The organism is Ensifer sp. ENS08 (assembly GCF_014852195.1).
In the GTDB taxonomy this organism is placed as follows: Bacteria; Pseudomonadota; Alphaproteobacteria; order Rhizobiales; family Rhizobiaceae; genus Ensifer; species Ensifer adhaerens.
Window position 1 is genome coordinate 71340 of record NZ_JACVBF010000014.1, and the last position, 16970, is coordinate 88309.

General features: G+C 63.5%; 15 protein-coding genes. 13 read left to right on the plus strand and 2 right to left on the minus strand.

The features are described 5' to 3' along the window. Positions 1-135: 135 nt before the first annotated feature. The 5 genes from IB272_RS24915 (at position 136) to nadE (ending at position 5291) form a co-directional block, all read left to right on the plus strand. Positions 136-339: a hypothetical protein gene (locus IB272_RS24915; protein WP_034799207.1), complete on the plus strand. Its 204-nt coding sequence runs from the start codon at positions 136-138 to the stop codon at positions 337-339. 146 nt (positions 340-485) lie between these two features. After that, positions 486-2423, plus strand: a complete 1938-nt coding sequence (asnB, locus tag IB272_RS24920) for an asparagine synthase (glutamine-hydrolyzing) (protein WP_192445302.1) — start codon at positions 486-488, stop codon at positions 2421-2423. 23 nt (positions 2424-2446) lie between these two features. Beyond that, the gene (locus tag IB272_RS24925; protein ID WP_034799210.1) at positions 2447-2713 is read left to right on the plus strand and encodes an acyl carrier protein; all 267 of its coding nucleotides are present in this window, start codon (positions 2447-2449) and stop codon (positions 2711-2713) included. Between the two features lie 20 nt (positions 2714-2733). After that, positions 2734-4284 (plus strand): AMP-binding protein, encoded by a 1551-nt coding sequence (locus IB272_RS24930; RefSeq protein WP_192445304.1) that lies wholly within the window; start codon positions 2734-2736, stop codon positions 4282-4284. Beyond that, positions 4281-5291: an NAD(+) synthase gene (gene nadE / locus IB272_RS24935; protein ID WP_192445306.1), complete on the plus strand. Its 1011-nt coding sequence runs from the start codon at positions 4281-4283 to the stop codon at positions 5289-5291. Before IB272_RS24930 ends, nadE begins: the two co-directional genes overlap by 4 nt. Positions 5292-5316: 25 nt before the next feature. On the opposite strand, the gene IB272_RS24940 is transcribed toward nadE, so the two are convergent. Then, on the minus strand, positions 5317-6429 hold the full coding sequence (locus tag IB272_RS24940; protein ID WP_060521763.1) for a hypothetical protein: 1113 nt from the start codon (positions 6427-6429) through the stop codon (positions 5317-5319). After that, a complete protein-coding gene (locus tag IB272_RS24945; RefSeq protein ID WP_082584671.1) occupies positions 6426-7091 on the minus strand; it encodes a HemK/PrmC family methyltransferase in 666 nt (221 codons plus the stop codon). The genes IB272_RS24940 and IB272_RS24945 overlap by 4 nt, the downstream gene beginning before the upstream one ends. Before the next feature lie 283 nt (positions 7092-7374). Between IB272_RS24945 and IB272_RS24950 the strand changes: the two genes are divergently transcribed. From IB272_RS24950 to IB272_RS24985, 8 genes are all read left to right on the plus strand, one after another. Continuing rightward, positions 7375-8694 (plus strand): lipopolysaccharide biosynthesis protein, encoded by a 1320-nt coding sequence (locus tag IB272_RS24950; protein ID WP_192445308.1) that lies wholly within the window; start codon positions 7375-7377, stop codon positions 8692-8694. Next, complete coding sequence (locus IB272_RS24955) at positions 8684-9832, plus strand: hypothetical protein (protein ID WP_060644302.1); 1149 nt, start codon at positions 8684-8686, stop codon at positions 9830-9832. The genes IB272_RS24950 and IB272_RS24955 overlap by 11 nt, the downstream gene beginning before the upstream one ends. Before the next feature lie 127 nt (positions 9833-9959). Further along, on the plus strand, positions 9960-11600 hold the full coding sequence (locus tag IB272_RS24960; protein WP_192445310.1) for a GumC family protein: 1641 nt from the start codon (positions 9960-9962) through the stop codon (positions 11598-11600). Positions 11601-11613: 13 nt separating this feature from the next. Continuing rightward, positions 11614-12945 (plus strand): O-antigen ligase, encoded by a 1332-nt coding sequence (locus IB272_RS24965; protein ID WP_112772088.1) that lies wholly within the window; start codon positions 11614-11616, stop codon positions 12943-12945. Then, positions 12938-13708, plus strand: coding sequence for a polysaccharide deacetylase family protein (locus IB272_RS24970; RefSeq protein WP_090426433.1), 771 nt, complete (start codon positions 12938-12940; stop codon positions 13706-13708). The genes IB272_RS24965 and IB272_RS24970 overlap by 8 nt, the downstream gene beginning before the upstream one ends. Before the next feature lie 8 nt (positions 13709-13716). Beyond that, positions 13717-14961 carry a glycosyltransferase family 4 protein gene (locus IB272_RS24975; RefSeq protein WP_159416079.1) on the plus strand — a complete coding sequence of 415 codons (1245 nt, stop codon included), beginning with the start codon at positions 13717-13719 and terminating at the stop codon, positions 14959-14961. A 344-nt stretch (positions 14962-15305) separates the two neighbouring features. Continuing rightward, a complete protein-coding gene (locus IB272_RS24980) occupies positions 15306-16406 on the plus strand; it encodes a glycosyltransferase family 4 protein (RefSeq protein WP_246810431.1) in 1101 nt (366 codons plus the stop codon). Between the two features lie 173 nt (positions 16407-16579). Further along, positions 16580-16942 (plus strand): VanZ family protein, encoded by a 363-nt coding sequence (locus IB272_RS24985; protein ID WP_034799228.1) that lies wholly within the window; start codon positions 16580-16582, stop codon positions 16940-16942. Positions 16943-16970: the final 28 nt, after the last annotated feature.

Here is a 16970-nt window from a genome sequence, read left to right on the forward strand (position 1 = left end):
GAAACGATCCTCGGTTCGGTTAACCATGCCCCCGCTTAAAGTTAACTCTTCGTTTCAAAATGTTACTTCCGGTGGTATAGGTTCGCTGCTGCTATTTCCTGGTTTTGGTTGTGGCGCGTCGCGGAGGGCGGTTGCATGTCCTGGTTATACGTTGCCGGTGTCGCCTATGGCCTGACGGCGTTTTTTCTCGTGGGGATGACCTACCTTGAAGGATTGCAGGCGCATGCACCTTGGAACATGTACCGCGTGGCCGGGCTTCTGGTCTGCGTTTTCTGGCCGATTCTGTTTCTGTATCTGATGCTCAGGATGGCATCGAAAAGACGAATTCCGGAGCGCTGACGGCAAGGGCCAGCGGCGCTTATCCTCAACGCGGCGCCTGAACGGCGGTATTTACCATACAACTAGAAAATGCCGGAGATTAACCCATGATTCCGTCATGCGGTTTATGGTCCGGCAGTGATCGAACGGTGTGAAAGTATCTCGGCATGTGCGGTTACGGTGGCTATTTCGGGTCGGTCCCGGATGCGGAAATCCTTCTCAAAAGGATGGCCTCTGCGATCGCGCATCGTGGCCCGGACGAAAACGGCGTTCTTGCCGCACCGGAGGCCGGGCTCGCCCATGTACGGCTGTCGATCGTCGGTCTCGGCGACGGCCAGCAGCCGATGTCCGACGAAACCGGCGACCTTTCGATCGCCTTCAACGGCGAGATCTTCAACTACGTCGAATTGCGCGAGGAACTGCGCGCCAAGGGGCGGCGGTTCCGCACCGCGAGCGACACCGAGGTCATCCTGCATCTCTACGCCGTGATGGGTGAGGACTGCCTGTCCGTCCTCAACGGCGATTTCTCCTTCGCGATCTGGGATAGACGCCGTCAGCGCATGGTGTTGGCGCGCGACCGCATGGGCGTGCGCCCGTTGTTTTACACGACCCATGCCGGGACATTCTATTTCGCCTCCGAAATCAAGGCGCTGCTCCAGGTTCCCGGCATTTCCGCCGAACTCGATCCCGTTGCGCTCGACCAGATTTTTACCCTTTGGGCGCCGATCGCGCCGCGGACCGGCTTTCGTGGCATTCACGAGCTCGAGCCGGCTCACCTGATGATCGTCGAGAAGGGCAAGACGTCGATCCGCCCCTATTGGCAACTCGACTATCCGGACCACGACGCGCCGCCGCTGTTTGCCGATGAGCGCAGCGCGGCCGAGGAACTACGCGCCCTTCTTACCGATGCGACCCGGATCCGCATGCGGGCCGACGTGACCGTCGGATCCTATCTCTCGGGCGGGCTCGACAGCTCCATCGTCTCGGCGCTTGCGGCCGGAATGGCGCCGCAGGGTCTGCGCACGTTTTCCGTGACGTTTGATAGCGTCGAACACGACGAGAGCGCCTTCCAGATGGAAATGGCGAAGGCGCTCGGCACGCATCATAGCGCGGTCGCCTGTCGTGCCGGCGACATCGCGAAGGTCTTTCCGCAGGTCGTCCGTTTCGCCGAACGTCCGATTATCCGCACGGCACCCGCCCCGCTTTACCAGCTCTCGGGTCTCGTGCGCGAGCAGGGATTGAAGGTCGTGCTGACGGGCGAGGGCGCCGACGAGGTCTTCGCCGGATACGATATCTTCAAGGAGGCGCGGGTGCGCCGCTTCTGCGGCCGCCAGCCCGGTTCGCGAATCCGGCCGCACCTGTTCCGCAAGCTCTACCCCTATCTGCCGGGCCTGCAGCAGCAATCGGCGGAATATCTCGCCGCTTTCTTCGGCGCCGGCGACGTGCCGCACAACGACCCGCTGTTCTCGCACCGCCCGCGGTTCAAAAGCACGGCCGCGACCAAGATTTTCTTTTCTCCCGACCTGCGCGCCACGCTGAAGGACTACGACGCGGCCGAAGATCTGGCGAGCCGGCTTCCTGCTGCCTTCGGTCGCTGGCATCCGCTGCACCAGGCGCAGTATCTCGAAAGCCGTTTCCTTCTGCCCGGGTACATTCTCTCCAGCCAGGGCGACCGCATGGCCATGGCGCACGGGATCGAAGGACGCTTCCCGTTCCTGGACCACCGCCTCGTCGAGTTCGCGACGCGTCTGCCGCCGGAAATGAAACTGAAGGGGCTGGTGGAAAAACACATCCTGCGCGAAGCGACGAAGGACCTGCTTCCGCCGACCATCGGTCAGCGCACCAAGCAGCCCTACCGCGCGCCCGACAGCCATTCCTTCACCGGCGCCGGCGAACTGGAATACGTTCGCGATGCCATGAGCGAGACACGCATCGGTGACAGCGGTCTGTTCAATGCCAAGGCCGTGAGCAAGCTCTACGAAAAATGCCAGTCGCAACCGACCACCGGCTTTAGGGACAATGCCGCCTTCGTCGGCATCCTGTCGACGCAGCTCTGGCTGCAGACCTTTACCGGCACCAGCATCCGCGCCGCTCAAGCGGCCTGAAACCCATTGGGAAAGGAAATGAAATGACGGAAACCATCAAGGACAAGGTCAGGGCCTTTGTCATCGAGAACTTCCTGTTTGGCGATACCTCGTACGATCTCGCCGACGGCGCCTCTCTGATCGAGAACGATATCATCGACTCGACCGGCGTTCTCGAACTCGTCGCCTTCATCGAAGACCAGTTCGGCATCGCCATGGCCGACGCCGACATCGTGCCGGCGAACCTCGATTCGCTCGCGCGCATCTCGGCCTTCATCGAGGCAAAGGCCGGAGTGCCGGCCACGGCCTAACCAAGACCCGAGGGCGTTCCATGCGGTTCGAGCAGTTTCTCATCGGCAATGCGGCAAGGCATGCGGCCAAGACGGCGCTGGTCACAGATCGCAAGCGCCTCAGCTACGGCGAGTTCGACGATCTGTCGAGCCGGCTGGCGGCCGCGCTGGCAAAGGCAGGCGTCAAGCGCAACGACCGCGTCCTCGTGTTCATGGACAATTGCTGGGAGGCGGCCGTCTCGATCTTTGCGATCCTGAAGGCCGGCGCGACCTTCAGTCCGATCAACGCATCGACCAAGGCGGACAAGCTCGCCTACATCATCGACGACTGCGAGGCGGCTGCGATCCTGACGCAGGCCAAGTTGATGCCGGTGGTGGCTGACGCCCGGGCGCAGAGCAGCGGCAAGGCGGATATTTTCGTCGCATCGACCGCGGCGCCCAATGGCCAGTCGCCCGCCGGCGCGGTGCCCTTCGAGGGCTGCCTGTCGGCGGAGGCGACGCCGGTGCCGCATGGCGGCATTGACGTCGACCTGGCGATGCTCATCTACACGTCGGGCTCGACCGGCCGCCCGAAGGGCGTGATGATGACCCACCGCAACATCGATGCAGCGTCGGAATCGATCACCACCTATCTGCGCAACGAGCACGACGATATCATCCTCAACGTGCTGCCGCTCGCCTTCGACTATGGGCTCTACCAGTTGCTGATGGCGATCAGGCTCGGGGCGACGCTGGTGCTCGAAAAGTCCTTCGCGTTCCCGCATGCGATCTTCGAGCGTATTCGCGAGGAGGGCGTCACCGGCTTCCCGCTGGTGCCGACGATGGCGGCGATGATCCTGCAGATGCGCGACCTTGAGCCGGGTTTCCTGCCGAGTCTGCGCTACCTCTCCAACACCGCCGCCGCCCTGCCGCCGCCGCATATCGCCCGCCTGCGCGAGCTTTTCCCGGGCGCACGGCTCTATTCGATGTACGGGCTTACGGAGTGCAAGCGCTGCACCTACCTGCCGCCGGAGGAACTGGATCGCCGGCCGGGCTCCGTCGGCATTGCCATCCCCAACACGGAAGCCTTCGTCGTCAACGACGAGGGCAGCCGCGTGCCGCCGGGCGTTCCTGGCGAACTCGTCATCCGCGGGCCGCATGTAATGCAGGGCTACTGGCGCAACGACGTGGCGACCGAGCGCATGCTGCGGCCCGGGCCGAACCCTTGGGAGAAGGTGCTCTATACGGGCGACCTTTTCCAGACGGACGAAGAGGGCTTTCTCTATTTCGTCGGCCGCAAGGACGATATCATCAAGACCCGCGGCGAGAAGGTCGCGCCCAAGGAAGTCGAGACCGTGCTCCATGCCCATCCCGGCATTGCCGAGGCCGTCGTCATCGGCATGCCGGATCCGGTTCTCGGCCACGCGATCGCTGCCCTTGTGGTGCGCACGGATCCTAACTTGACCGACAAGGACATCATCCGCCACTGCACCCGCCACCTCGAAGATTTCATGGTGCCGAAGATCATCGAATTCCGCACCGAACTGCCGAAGACGGATACCGGCAAGGTCAGCCGCCGACTTGCCGCCGAGACGATGGAGCCTGCACAATGAACATCAGAACAACCGGGGGCAATGGCCCGTTTTCGGCCGAAGCCCTGACGATCGACTACGCGGCCGAGACCGATCGCATCGTTTCCGCCTTGCGCGGACAGTTGCGCTCCATGAAGAAGCGCGGTCTGGTGCTCGGGCTTTCGGGCGGCATCGACTCCAGCGTTTCCGTGGCGCTTGCGGTGCGCGCGGTCGGCGCCAAGAACGTCTTCTGCCTGTTCATGCCGGAAAACGACTCCGATCCGGAAAGCCTGCGCTTCGGCCGGCTGGTCGCTGAAACCTTCGGCGTCGCGGCGATCGTCGAAGACATCGGGCCGACCCTCAAGGCCATGGGCTGCTACGAGCGCCGCGACGCCTTCATCCGGGAACTGGTTCCGGACTATGGCGACGGGTGGGCCTCGAAGGTCGTCATCGCCAACGCGCTTGAGGGAGAAGGCTACAACATCTCCTCGCTGGTCGTTCAGAGCCCGGAAGGCGTGCAATCGAAACATCGCATGCCGCCCTCGGTCTATCTCGGCGTCGTTGCGGCCACCAACATGAAGCAGCGAACTCGCAAGCAGGTCGAGTACTACCATGCCGACCGGTTGAACTTTGCCGTACTCGGCACGCCCAACCGGCTGGAATACGACCAGGGCTTCTTCGTCAAGAACGGCGACGGCGCCGCCGACGTAAAGCCGATCGCCCATCTCTATAAGTCGCAGGTCTATGCGCTTGCCGCCCATCTCGGCGTTCCCGCGGAAGTTTGCCGTCGCCCGCCGACGACCGACACCTATTCTCTGGAACAGACGCAGGAGGAGTTCTATTTCTCCCTGCCTTACGACCGCATGGACCTCTGCCTTTATGGCCTCAATCACGGGATCGAGATCGAGGCCGTCGCCAAGGCGGCCGGCTTGACCGTGGTCCAGGTCGAAAGGGTCTGGGCGGATATCGCCGCCAAGCGCAAGGCGACGCGCTACCTGCATCTCGGGCCGCAACTGGTGCAGCCCGTGGAGGAAATTGCCGGCTATTGAGGCCTGGCCGCACCGCCGGCCATCGTCAATCGAAGCTGCCGCCGATCAGCCGGCTCCAGTATTCGCCGGAAATGCCGTTGAAGAAGCCCTGTCCGTCGCGGCAGGCTTCGACGATGGTCTGGTCGCGCGAATGCACAACGGTCGAGGCGACGTGCACGAAGGCGATGCGTCGGCCGAGCATGGCTTCCATCAGCGCCGGTTGTGTGCGCCCGCGCAAACCCGCAAGGCCACGTCTCGACGCCTCGTCGACCAGGCAGTCAATGACCGGCCCGGCCTGCCCTGGCCGCGCCAGGATCTGCAGTACCCGACCGATTTCACCGGCTTTGACGTAGTAGGCGAATGCACCGACCACGGCGCCCGTGCGCGCCGTCACCAGCGCGTAGGCGAGTTCGCCCTGCTCGGGCTTCTTTTCGGCATCGGCAAGGACGTGATCGAGCTGGCCGTCACTCCATTCGGGGCGAAGCGGAAACGGCGCGGTGAACTGGTCGACGACGGCCGCAAAGCCGCTGCGGTCCGTCTCGGTCGCGGTGAAGCCGGCCGGTGCCGCCCCCGCCTCGGGCAGGGCGGACCAGCGCTGCTCGCCCTGGCCCATGCGCTTGCGATAGAACCTGTCGAGTGCGCGCGCGAAGGGGGCGGCGAGCCGGGCGGGCTTGATGCGGTTCGAGGCGACGCTCAGGCTGAAGGTCGCCGGACGGATGACGCGCACCCAGTCGAGGCTGTATTGCGGCAGGACCACGCCGCGAAGCCGCGTCCACATCTGCACAGAGACTTCGCTTGCTGTCTCACTGAAGGATAGATCCTGCGGACCGGCGAGGAAGGCCTTCATGAGGCGCGCTCCGGCCAAGGGGTCGCTTTCCCGGTCTTCCGCCATCAGCGATCCGCAGATCGCGGCGCGCAAGTGCCGGCCGTTCAGTGTCATCGGCAGCGCATTGACGCCGACGAAGCCGGTAATCCGACCCTCGTCGTTCACATGCACGAGAGGTCTGATTTCCGGATCGCAGCCTGGCCCGTGGAGATAGAGTTGCCGCATATAGTCGGCAAGTGCTGGCGAAGCGGTCCGCTCGTCACGGAACACCCGCTGGAACATTCCGGCGACCGCTGGAACGTCCGCGTGGTCTAGCGAACGGATTTCGCTCATCGGGCCTGCACTCCGGCGCCGGCCTCTACCGGGCCGGCGATTTTCTGAACGATGGCGACGCGCGGCTTGCCGTCACGGTCGGATGCGAAGGTGACCGGTGCATAGGCTTTCGCCCGTGAGAGAAGTGCAGCCGCCTGCCGCTCCTGGCCCTCGCCGAACTCGAACAACAGCCAGCCTCCTGGTTTCAGGAAGGCAAGCGCGTCCCGGATCAGGCGCTGGTGTATGGAAATGCCGTAGGGGCCTCCGTCGAAGGCCTCGCGCGGCTCGTTGTCGAGCAGATGCGCGCGGTCCCCCTCCAGCCGGCCGGTCGAGATATAGGGTGGATTGCAGACCACCATGTCGATCTTGCCCTGGAGATCGTCGCCTTCGAGCGCCGCAAAAAGATCGCCCTGCCGGACAAAGACGCGCGAGCCGAGGCCGAGCCGATCGACGTTACGTCGGGCAAGCGCCACGGTGCTGTCCGTCAGGTCAGCGCCCCAGACACGCGCCGACGGGATCTCGCTGGCGATACCAACGGCGAGGTTGCCGGAACCGCAGCACATGTCGATGATGGTGACGTCGAGGGGCCCGCCTTCAAGGATCGATACGGCTCTTTTTCCAAGAAGCTCTGTTTCTTCCCGTGGAACCAGGACGTCGGGCGCAAGTTCCAGTTCGACACCCATGAAGCGGTGCAGTGTTGCGGCCTGGTCTTCGGTCGGTCGGTCGGTCTGATTGCTGTCGTTTTGCGCCACGGCCACTCCTCATGTCGCTGGAAAACTCTGTAGACGTGCGGACCGCAGCCTAGTGCAATTGAGTAAACGGAAGCTGAAATACAATTGCCGCGAGCACGTTAACCGCGCAATCATTTCTGCCTGTTACCGTGCGCGTGATCAGAGGCGGGTGCTCGCTGTCATTGAACGCATCTTGCGCGTAACAATGACGGGTTGAGATCAAGGGCAGATCGGAATGGCTTCGGAAGGTGTGAAGGAACGCGCGCACAAACCGTTCCTCTCGATGATCATATCCTATGCTGCATCCGGCGGCAGCCTTGTCATTGGCTCGGCTGCGCAGCTTCTGACCTTTGCGATCCTCGCGCGCTTTCTCGGCGTGCATGAATTCAGTGTCTTCGTCGCAATCACGGCCGTTGCCAACATCGCGGTTCACCTTTGTGGTCTCGGCGCGATGGAGTGCCTGGTGCGCCGTGTCGCGCGCGACCGGGGCATGTACCCGCAGATGCTCGGCCACAACATCATTCTGACCTCGATCAGTGGCGTGCTGCTGGTGTTGCTCGGCGCAGCGGTGTTGCCGTTCTTCTTCACGCTTTCGCCCGATCCCGCGGCCAATGTCGCGGTGATCACCTTGATGCTCGTGACCAACATCATCTTCGTGCGGGTCATCGTGCTGGCGGAGCAGATCTTTCTTGCGCATTCGAATTTTGCCTCGGCCAACAAGGTGGTCGTCGGTTTCGCCCTGGCGCGCACCATAGCTGCAGCGCTCGCCTGCATCGCCTTCGGGGTCGCGACGGTGGCCTCCTGGGCTGTGTGGCAGTTCGTATGCCATGTAATCGTGGCCCTCGGCTGCTGGCGAGCGGTCAAGGGGTTGGGACGCCCGACCTATGGCATCGTGCGGGAAGAGCTACCGCTCGGGCTCTATTTTAGCATCCCGTTCATCCTGCGCGCGGTCCGGCAGAACGCCGACCTTCTGGTCCTGAGCCTCGTGGCGAGCGCCGAGGTCATGTCCAGCTACAGCGTCGCGCGGCGCATGCTGGAGAGCAGCTATCTGTCGGTTGAGGCCTTGAACCGGCTGATCTATCCGGGTTCGGCAAAGGCAACGGCAGCCGGCCTGCACCACGCCTTCGAGCGCGTGCGCAAGGTTCTGTTCGCGGCCACCTCGATCAGCATTGCCGCGGCTGTTGCTGTTTTCGTGCTGGCGCCGGTGCTGCCCTATCTCTTCGGCAAGGACTACGTCTCCCTCGTTTCCTTCGTTCGCATCCTGTGCTGGGTCGTGGTGCCGCTCGCCATGTGGTCGGTGGCGATGGAGGCCCTTGGTGCGTCCGGCCACCATCCGGCGCGCGCTTTGGTCATGGGCCTTGGCAGCGTGCTTGGTGCGGCACTCACCGCCTGGGCGACCTGGTGCGCACCGCCGACAGGCACGTTTATTTCCTTCTACGTGATCGAGACCGCGATGGTGATCGTCTCATGGGCGGTCTTCCTGCGCTTCGTGCGGCGCGATCGGGAACAGGCCGGCGCGGCCTCCCTGTCGACGGGGGTGGTGCATGGAGGTTGAGCTCGGGAAGATCCAGGCCGCACGGTCGTCCGGACGGGAAATGCCCCGGATGGGCAATGTGCGCGCCATGGAACCCCGGGATATCCCAGCCGTCAGCAGCATGTTCACCCGGATCTTTCGCAAGCGGGAGCAAGAGGCGAGCGCGGAGCTTCAGAACTATGTCGAGACCATCTTTTTCGGCAGCCCGCTTTATGCGCCGGAACACGGCAGCATCGTCTACGACGACGGGACCGGCGGCATCGGCAGCGCCATTCTAGCGATTCCCATGGAGTTCACGGTCAACGGCCGCCGAACGGTGGCGAAGCTTCTCTGCGCCTTCATGTCCGAGGGCAAGGCCGGTGCGGTCGGCGCCGCCTGCCTGGCGCGCGCCATGCGTGCGACACGGCAAGACATGTGTTTTTCCGACAACTCGTCTCCGGTCAGCGCCGATCACTGGGTCGCTGGTGGTGGCGTCGTGCTGCCGATCCAGAGCCTCGACTGGCGCCGCTCCTTCCGGCCGTTCAGAGCCTGGGGGCTGACGGTTGGCAGGCAAGTGCGCCTGCTCAGATCCCCGATGCTCTCCGAGCCGCTTGCGCTTGCGGACCGGCTTTTGCGCCGCCGCCGCCCGCGCACCAAGCCCGATCCCGTTGCCGGCTGCACGACGCACGCCATTGATCCCGCTGCCTTCGTCGATCTCGCAGAACCCATGCTGCAGCGATTTTCCGTCAGGCCGGTCTGGTCGCGCAGCGAATTCGACTGGCTGGTGATGGTCGCGCGACTGAACACGCCGCTCGGCGAGCTTCTCTGCCGCGAGGTCCGGGATGAAAGCGGGCGCGTCATCGGCGCTTATCTCTACTTCGGCAAGGCCGGCGAGCGGGCAACGGTGCTCAACGTCGTCTGCGAGGCCGGCCGTGAGTTCGCCGTCACCGCACAGATGTTCCATGCGCTTGACGCCGAGGGTTACGCGCTCGCCGTCGGCAGCTCGCAGCCGTTCCTCATGAATGCGATCTCGCGCCAGAGATGGCTGTCCTTCCACCATCGCGGCTATTTCTGCATGGTGACGCGGCATGCGGATCTGAAAGACGCGGCCCAGCGCAACGATATCTATGTGGGCGGTCTGGCATCGGAGAGCTGGAGCCGGTTGTTGACCGACTTCTGAAGCGATGGGTTAAGCGGCAATCCTGCCGTTTAACGGAATATTCACCGTACAACCTTAATTCTGCGCTAGAAGGCGGCTCGCGGGGTCACGATCTTCGCGTCTTGATGGGCGTGCGTGAGGGATGCTTATGTATAGGCCGGACGAGGCCGGAAAACAGGGGGCCAGCCAACCGGCACGCGAGCAGCGTGCACCGGTCGAAAGAGGCTCGCTGCTCGATCTGCTCTCGTCAGACCTTCACGAAGCGAAGTCTGGCGCTGACGGTTCGGCAACAGACAGGCCCGCCGAAGTCCAGCATCAATCCAGAGATATTCCGAAAGCCTCGCCCCATCCGGCTGACTTGGTACCGCCCGTGTCCAGAGCGGCCGGCGCGCCTCGCGACAGCTATTTTCCCGGGTTGAGTGGCCTCAGCCGGATCGGCGTCGACGATATCATCGGCTGGTTGCGCGACGGGCTCATCTGGATCGTGCTGGCGCTCGTCCTGTGTGTGGGGGCCGCGCTCGCCTATGCGATGACGGCGACGCCCCGCTATACGGTCTACACCGATATCGTCGTCGATCCGTCCAACCTCAATGTCGTCAGCGATGACGTCTTCACCACCAATCCGCAGCGCGATGCGCAGTTGCTGGAAGTGGAAAGCAAGCTGCGTATCCTGACGTCGCGCAATGTGCTGTCGCGGGTGATCACCCAGATGCGCCTCACCGAGGACCCGGAATTCGTGAAGCCCTCGGCCTTCAGTTCGCTGAAGAACCTCTTCTCGACGAAGGCGGAGCAGCAGGCCGGAAACGAGCTTGCTGCCATGCGGGCCTTGTCGGAGCGGGTGGAAGCCCGGCGCGAAGAGCGGTCCTTCGTGGTGGTGATGAAGGTCTGGAGCGAAGAGCCTGCGAAAGCGGTGACGCTGTCGGATGCGATCGTCGCGGCTTTCGAGCAGGAGCTGTTTCAGTCCGCCGCCGAGAGCGCCGGTCGCGTCGCGCAGAGCCTCAACGCCCGGCTCGACGAGTTGCGCCACAACGTCACCGAATCCGAACGCGCGGTCGAGGATTTCCGCCGCAAGAACGGGCTGCAGTCGACCAATGACGGCCAGCTCGTGAGCAATCAGCTTTCGAACGAACTCAACACCCAGGTTCTCGACGCCCAACAGCGCTTCATCCAGGCCGATACCCGCTACCGGCAGATGAACGACGCGATAACACAGGGGCGGACCGCAAGTGCATCCGAGTTTGAATCCGTCAACATGACGAACCTGCGAGAGCAGTACAACGTGCTGCAGCAGCAGATCGCCTCCATGCAGCGCACCTATGGGGAGCGCCATCCCCGCCTCGTCAATGCGCGCTCGGAGCGTGCGAACCTGGAATCGGCCATGGACGACGAGGCGCGCCGCATCCTCGATCGCGCCAAGGCGGACATGGACCGGGAGCAGCAGGCCTTTTCGGCCTTGCGCGCCAAGGCGAGCGACGAGAAGTCGAACGTGTTCTCCGACAACGAAGCCCAGGTGCAGCTGCGAGACCTCGAAAGGGACGCGCGCGCCAAGGCTGCCATCTATGAGACCCACCTGGCACGCGCCCAGCAGATCACCGAACGCCAGCAGATCGACACGACCAATGTTCGCGTGATCTCGCGCGCCTTGCCGCCGAATGCGCGCAGCTGGCCGCCGCGCACCGTGGTTCTGGTGGCCGGCGGCGGTTTCCTGGGGATTATTCTCGGCATATCCCTCGCGCTTGCCCTCGGTCTGTGGAGATACATCCGTCGTCCGCAGCCCCTGGCGCCGTGAGAGGACGGCCATCGTGCCCGATCTCGGCGGCAGCCCGGCCAATTCTGCAGAAACCTTGAGGGTCCGCGTCGGGACCTTCCTGTTCCTGGCCATTTCCATCTACTACTGGATCCCCTTTCATTCCTTCGTCGACCTGACCAAGGAAAGTCTGCTGGAACCGGGCGGCGACAATTCCAGCCGGCTGAACCAGATCGTGGCACTGCTGCTGTTTGCAGGCGCCTCCTGCTACGGTGTGCTGCATCCGATGCGGCGTGGGCTTATGCAGCCGCGGGTGCTGCTTGCGATCCTGCTTTTGTGGGTGCTCTTTGCCTGCCTGGTCTCCGCTCATCCGGCCAACGGCATCAAGGCGATCATCCTGACGACGATGGTTGCGGTCAACGCCAACGTCTATCTGCTGCTGCCGGCCAACGAGCGGCACTTCGCCAAGATGCTGGCGGTCTCGACGCTCGTCATGCTCGCGGTTGCCTATTACGGCGTCCTGTTCAAGCCGCTTCTGTCCATTCACCAGGCCAACGAAGTGCTGGAGCCGATGCATGCAGGGCTGTGGCGCGGCCATTTCCGTCACAAGAACGAAGCGGCGGTCGCCATGGTGCTTGCCTCGTTTCTCGGCCTGTACGTCCTGCGCCGGTGGTCGAAGCTTGTCGGCCTGACCATCGTTAGTCTGGCCTTCTTCTTCCTCATCCATACGGGAGGAAAGACCTCGACGGCGATGTTGCCGGGCATTCTGCTTCTGGCGTGGCTCTTCGAACATGTGCGCTTGCTGCGCATCCCGATCGCGATCGGCGGCGTGGCCCTGTTCAACCTTTTCGCCGTCGGGTCGGCCGTCTTCCGACCGCTCGGCGAATTCGTCTCGTCGCTCGGCATCGACGCGACCTTCACGAACCGGGCCGATGTCTGGCGCTTCGCCTTTTCGGTGATCGCCGAACAGCCGTTTATCGGGCGTGGCTTCAAGGCCTTCTGGCAGACCGAGGAAGTGGTGTTCAGCGGCGGTGGCATCGAGACCTGGGCGGTTCGTGCGGCCCATGCGCACAATTCGTATCTCGAGACGCTTCTCGTCATCGGCATTCCGGGGTTGATCCTCACGCTGCTTTGGTTGGTGGTGCTCCCGCTCTATCATATCTCGCGCATTCCGCCGGCCCGGCAGCACAGCGACCTCACGCGGCTGTTCCTGCGGATCTGGCTCTATTCGATCTACAGCGCCAGCCTTGAGGCCTTCTTCTTCGATGGTCCGAATGTGCTCTGGTTTACCTTGCTTTTCGCGATTTGCGGTTTGCGCCTGCAGTCCTCGGCAGCGCTTGCAACCGAACCACGCCCGCTTGCACAAAGGATGGTGGCGCATGCCTAGTTTTTCACAGGCTCTGTCGAGGGTCGACGGCCTTGTCGACCGCGTCGCCAACCGGCTTATCTGGCGTCTCGCGTCGAAACCCCGTGATGTCATAACCGACGCGCCGCTCGTGTCCTTCACCTTCGACGACGTGCCGGACACAGCACTTCACAATGGCGCCGCTATTCTCGAACGTCACGGCGTGCGCGGCACGTTCTACATCGCCGGGGGGCTTGCGGGGCGCGTCGAAACCGATCGTACCCTGATCTCGCCCGAGGGCTGCGCGGATCTCGCCCACCGGGGTCACGAGGTCGGCTGCCACACCTTTTCCCATAGCAAGATCAGGCGTTTGGGCGGAAGTGGGCTTGCCCGGGATCTCGACCGCAATGCCGCCTATCTCAGGCAAAGCGGCGTCGGCCCGGCCGCGACCAACTTTGCCTTTCCCTACAACGCCGCCTGGCCGCTGGCGCGCCGGGAGTTGGCGCGCCGCTACCGCACCTGCCGCGCGGCCGGCGAGGGCATCAACCGCACGGCCGTCGATCCGCTGATGCTGAAGGCCGTCGAGATCCGGCAGCCGGAGACGGACGCGCAGGCGCTCACGGGCTGGATCGAAGATGTCGTCGATCGGCCTGGCTGGCTCGTGTTTTTCACCCACGACATCGCCGCGCGCCCGACGCCCTATGGCTGCACGCCCGAGACCTTCGAGAACCTGGTTCGCTACGCGGTTGAGAAGGGCTGTGTCGTGTTGCCGGTCGAGCAGGCGCTCGACAGGCTCGGCTGGTAGGAGGACGCATGTCGCGGCAGGGAAACGGCGGCAACAGGCTGCTCGCCATCAACAATTACTTCTATCGCCGTGGCGGCGCGGAGGCGGTCTTTTTCGACCACATGAAGATGTTCTCGGACATCGGCTGGGACGTGGTGCCCTTCGCCATGCAGCACGAGGATAACGAAGCCTCGCCATGGTCCGAGTATTTCGTCTCCGAGATCGAGTATGGTCGGCGTACCAACCTCCTGCGCAAGGTGGTGCAGGCGGCGAGCGTCATCTACTCGCGCGAAGCGCAGAAGAACGTCAGCCGGCTGATCGAGCGCGCGCGGCCCTCCGTCGCCCATGCGCACAACGTCTACCATCATCTTTCGCCCGCGATCTTCTCGACGCTGAAGGCGGCCGGCATTCCGGTCGTCATGACCGCCCACGATCTGAAGCTCGCATGTCCCTCCTACAAGATGCTGCGTGACGGTGCCGTCTGCGAGGACTGTCGCGGCGGGCATATCTACAACGTCTTGCGTCATCGCTGCATCAAGGGGGAGACGACGCTGAGCGCGGTCGTGCTCGCTGAAACCATGGTCCACCGTGCGCTCGGTCTCTACCGCAACAAGGTGGACCGCATCGTCGTGCCGAGCAAATTCTATGTCGAGAAGCTGGTCGAGTGGGGCTGGCCGCGCGAACGGATGGTCCATATCCCGAACTTCGTCGATGTCGACGGCTATTCGGCCGACTGGGTCGAGGGCGACTATTTCGTCTTTGCCGGACGCCTGGCCCCGGAGAAGGGGCTGGCGACGCTGATCCGCGCGGCGGCCACATCGGGCCAACGGCTGGTGATCGCCGGAACCGGCCCCGAGGAAGCGATGCTGCGCCAGTTGGTTGCGCAAACCGGCGCCGACGTGACCTTTGCCGGCTATCTCTCAGGCCAGTCCCTGCATCGTCTGATCGGAGAATCCCGGGCGCTGGTTCTGCCTTCCGAATGGTACGAGAACGCGCCGATCAGCGTGCTTGAAGCCTATGCTTTGGGGCGACCGGTAATCGGCGCCTCGATCGGCGGCATTCCTGAAATGATCCGCGAGGGTGAGACGGGCATGACCGCGATTTCGGGCGACGCCGATGATCTCGCCCGCGTGCTCTCGACGATGGCCGGTCTGCCAGTTGCCGAACGCGCTGCGATGGGTGCTTCGGGTCGACACTGGATCGCCAGTGAGTTCTCCGCGGCCGCCTATCGTGAAAGAACGGTCGACCTCTACTCCAGGCTGGGAGCGGTCTGATCTCGTCCGGCATTAACGTTACGATACAATTTGTAGTAACCTGGGCTCGCCCTATGGTTTTCAGTCATTTATATAAGGGGTGAATGAAATATCTTGGCGATGATTAAGTATATCGCCCTAGTAAACGGAACGGGCAACCTTCGAGGCGACACATGAGCAGAAAGCCTGATGTTTCGCGAAGTCATCGCCAGCAACAGCCGGTGATTGCGCAGGAGATGGTGCAGACCGGACTGTCGGACGGAGCCGGCCGGTTGCCTCGGCATAGCGCGGCGCTCGCAGGCCGGCAGCATGGCCACCCCGTTCAGAGCGGCGCGCTGGCCGCGCGCGGCGAGCGCAAGCGCGTGATGATGCTGGGCTTGCGCGGCATCCCCAACGTTCAGGGCGGCGTCGAGAAACACGTCGAAATGCTGGCGAGCAAGCTGCTCGGATACGGCTGGGACGTCGAGGTGGTCGGACGTCGTCGCTATCTGGAGGATCGTAACGCCTACGCCTGGAACGGCGTCGACGTCGTCCCTCTCTGGGCACCGCGCCGGATGGCGTTGGAAGCCATTGTACATACCTTCCTCGGTGTCTGGCTCGCCGCCTGGCGGCGCCCGGATGTCCTGCACATTCATGCCATCGGCCCCGCGCTGATGACGCCGCTTGCGCGCATGCTTGGGCTCAAGGTCGTGGTGACCCACCATGGCTACGACTATGACCGGCAGAAATGGGGCGGTTTCGCCAGGCGCACGCTGAAGCTCGGAGAGCGCCTCGGCATGCGGTTCTCGAACGGACGCGTGGCGATCTCGAAGGACATCGCCGAGACGATGCATGCCCGGCACCATATCTCCATGACGCTGGTCCCGAACGGCGTCCAGGTCACTCCGCCGACCGGCGAGGCCGGCATTCTCGCGGAGTTCGGCCTGGAACGGCGGCGCTATATCCTGCTCGCTGCCCGGCTGGTTCCGGAAAAGCGACAGCTTGATCTCATCCGCGCTTTTGCCAAGTGCGACTTGGCCGATATGAAGCTCGTTCTTGCCGGCGGCGCTGAATTCGAAACGCCCTACGTCAAGGAGGTGAGGGCGCTTGCGCGCGACGTGCCGGGCGTCGTGCTCACCGGCTTTCAGACAGGCGACAGGCTGGCGGAACTCTTCGACAATGCCGCCCTTTTCGTTCTGCCGTCCAGCCACGAAGGCATGCCCATTGCGCTGCTTGAGGCGATGGCCTACGGGCTGCCGGTCCTTGCAAGCGATATCGTCGCCAATCAGGAGATGGAACTGGCGCCCGACGAATATTTCCCGTTGGGCGACATCGACGCGTTGGCGTCCGGTATCGTGGAAAAACTCGCAGCCCCGCTCAGCGACGAGGAGGTGCGCGAGCGTGCGGCGCACGCGGAAGCCGCCTATAGCTGGACAAATGTGGCACAAAGGACCGCGGCGGTGTATAGCGCGTTGCTGGCGAAGTAGCCGGACGTTCGCGTCCGCCGTGTCGCCGGCCGGAGCTTGCCCCGTGCGTTCACCAGGCACCGCTCACCTCAAAAATGCGGCCGCGCCCCCGCAACGCGATGAACGCGCAGGCGCCGTCGCCGATCGTTCGATGATTGCCGTGCCTCGCACGCCTCCTGGAAGACAAGCCGACAATGACTATCAAACGCGCCGCCAGCCTCTTCGCATGGATCCTCTTTGCCGTGATCGCCTATTCGACGATGTCGCCGCTCGACCTGCGGCCCCGCATCGGGCACCTGGTCCATCTCGAACGGTTCGGTGCCTTCGGCCTGCTGGGCCTGCTGTTCGCGATCGCCTATCCGAGGCGGCTGGGGCTCGTGCTGGTTCTGGTCTTTGCGACGGCCATCGGCTTCGAGCTGCTGCAGATGGTCTCGGCCGATCGCCACGCACGCGTGACGGATGTGATGGTCAAGCTTCTTGGCGGCGCCTGCGGCGTCTTTGGCGGCTGGTTCCTTCATCGCTTTCGCTTGCCGCTGCTGCGACTGCTGGGGCGGTAAACCAAAACGCAAAATATCGCCGATAAGA

Coding starts and splice junctions, on each gene's coding strand:
- IB272_RS24915 (WP_034799207.1), top strand. CDS start 136: ATGTCCTGGTTATACGTTGCCGGTGTCGCCTATGGCCTGACGGCGTTT.
- asnB (WP_192445302.1), top strand. CDS start 486: ATGTGCGGTTACGGTGGCTATTTCGGGTCGGTCCCGGATGCGGAAATC.
- IB272_RS24925 (WP_034799210.1), top strand. CDS start 2,447: ATGACGGAAACCATCAAGGACAAGGTCAGGGCCTTTGTCATCGAGAAC.
- IB272_RS24930 (WP_192445304.1), top strand. CDS start 2,734: ATGCGGTTCGAGCAGTTTCTCATCGGCAATGCGGCAAGGCATGCGGCC.
- nadE (WP_192445306.1), top strand. CDS start 4,281: ATGAACATCAGAACAACCGGGGGCAATGGCCCGTTTTCGGCCGAAGCC.
- IB272_RS24940 (WP_060521763.1), bottom strand. CDS start 6,429: ATGAGCGAAATCCGTTCGCTAGACCACGCGGACGTTCCAGCGGTCGCC.
- IB272_RS24945 (WP_082584671.1), bottom strand. CDS start 7,091: ATGGGTGTCGAACTGGAACTTGCGCCCGACGTCCTGGTTCCACGGGAA.
- IB272_RS24950 (WP_192445308.1), top strand. CDS start 7,375: ATGGCTTCGGAAGGTGTGAAGGAACGCGCGCACAAACCGTTCCTCTCG.
- IB272_RS24955 (WP_060644302.1), top strand. CDS start 8,684: ATGGAGGTTGAGCTCGGGAAGATCCAGGCCGCACGGTCGTCCGGACGG.
- IB272_RS24960 (WP_192445310.1), top strand. CDS start 9,960: ATGTATAGGCCGGACGAGGCCGGAAAACAGGGGGCCAGCCAACCGGCA.
- IB272_RS24970 (WP_090426433.1), top strand. CDS start 12,938: ATGCCTAGTTTTTCACAGGCTCTGTCGAGGGTCGACGGCCTTGTCGAC.
- IB272_RS24975 (WP_159416079.1), top strand. CDS start 13,717: ATGTCGCGGCAGGGAAACGGCGGCAACAGGCTGCTCGCCATCAACAAT.
- IB272_RS24980 (WP_246810431.1), top strand. CDS start 15,306: ATGATGCTGGGCTTGCGCGGCATCCCCAACGTTCAGGGCGGCGTCGAG.
- IB272_RS24985 (WP_034799228.1), top strand. CDS start 16,580: ATGACTATCAAACGCGCCGCCAGCCTCTTCGCATGGATCCTCTTTGCC.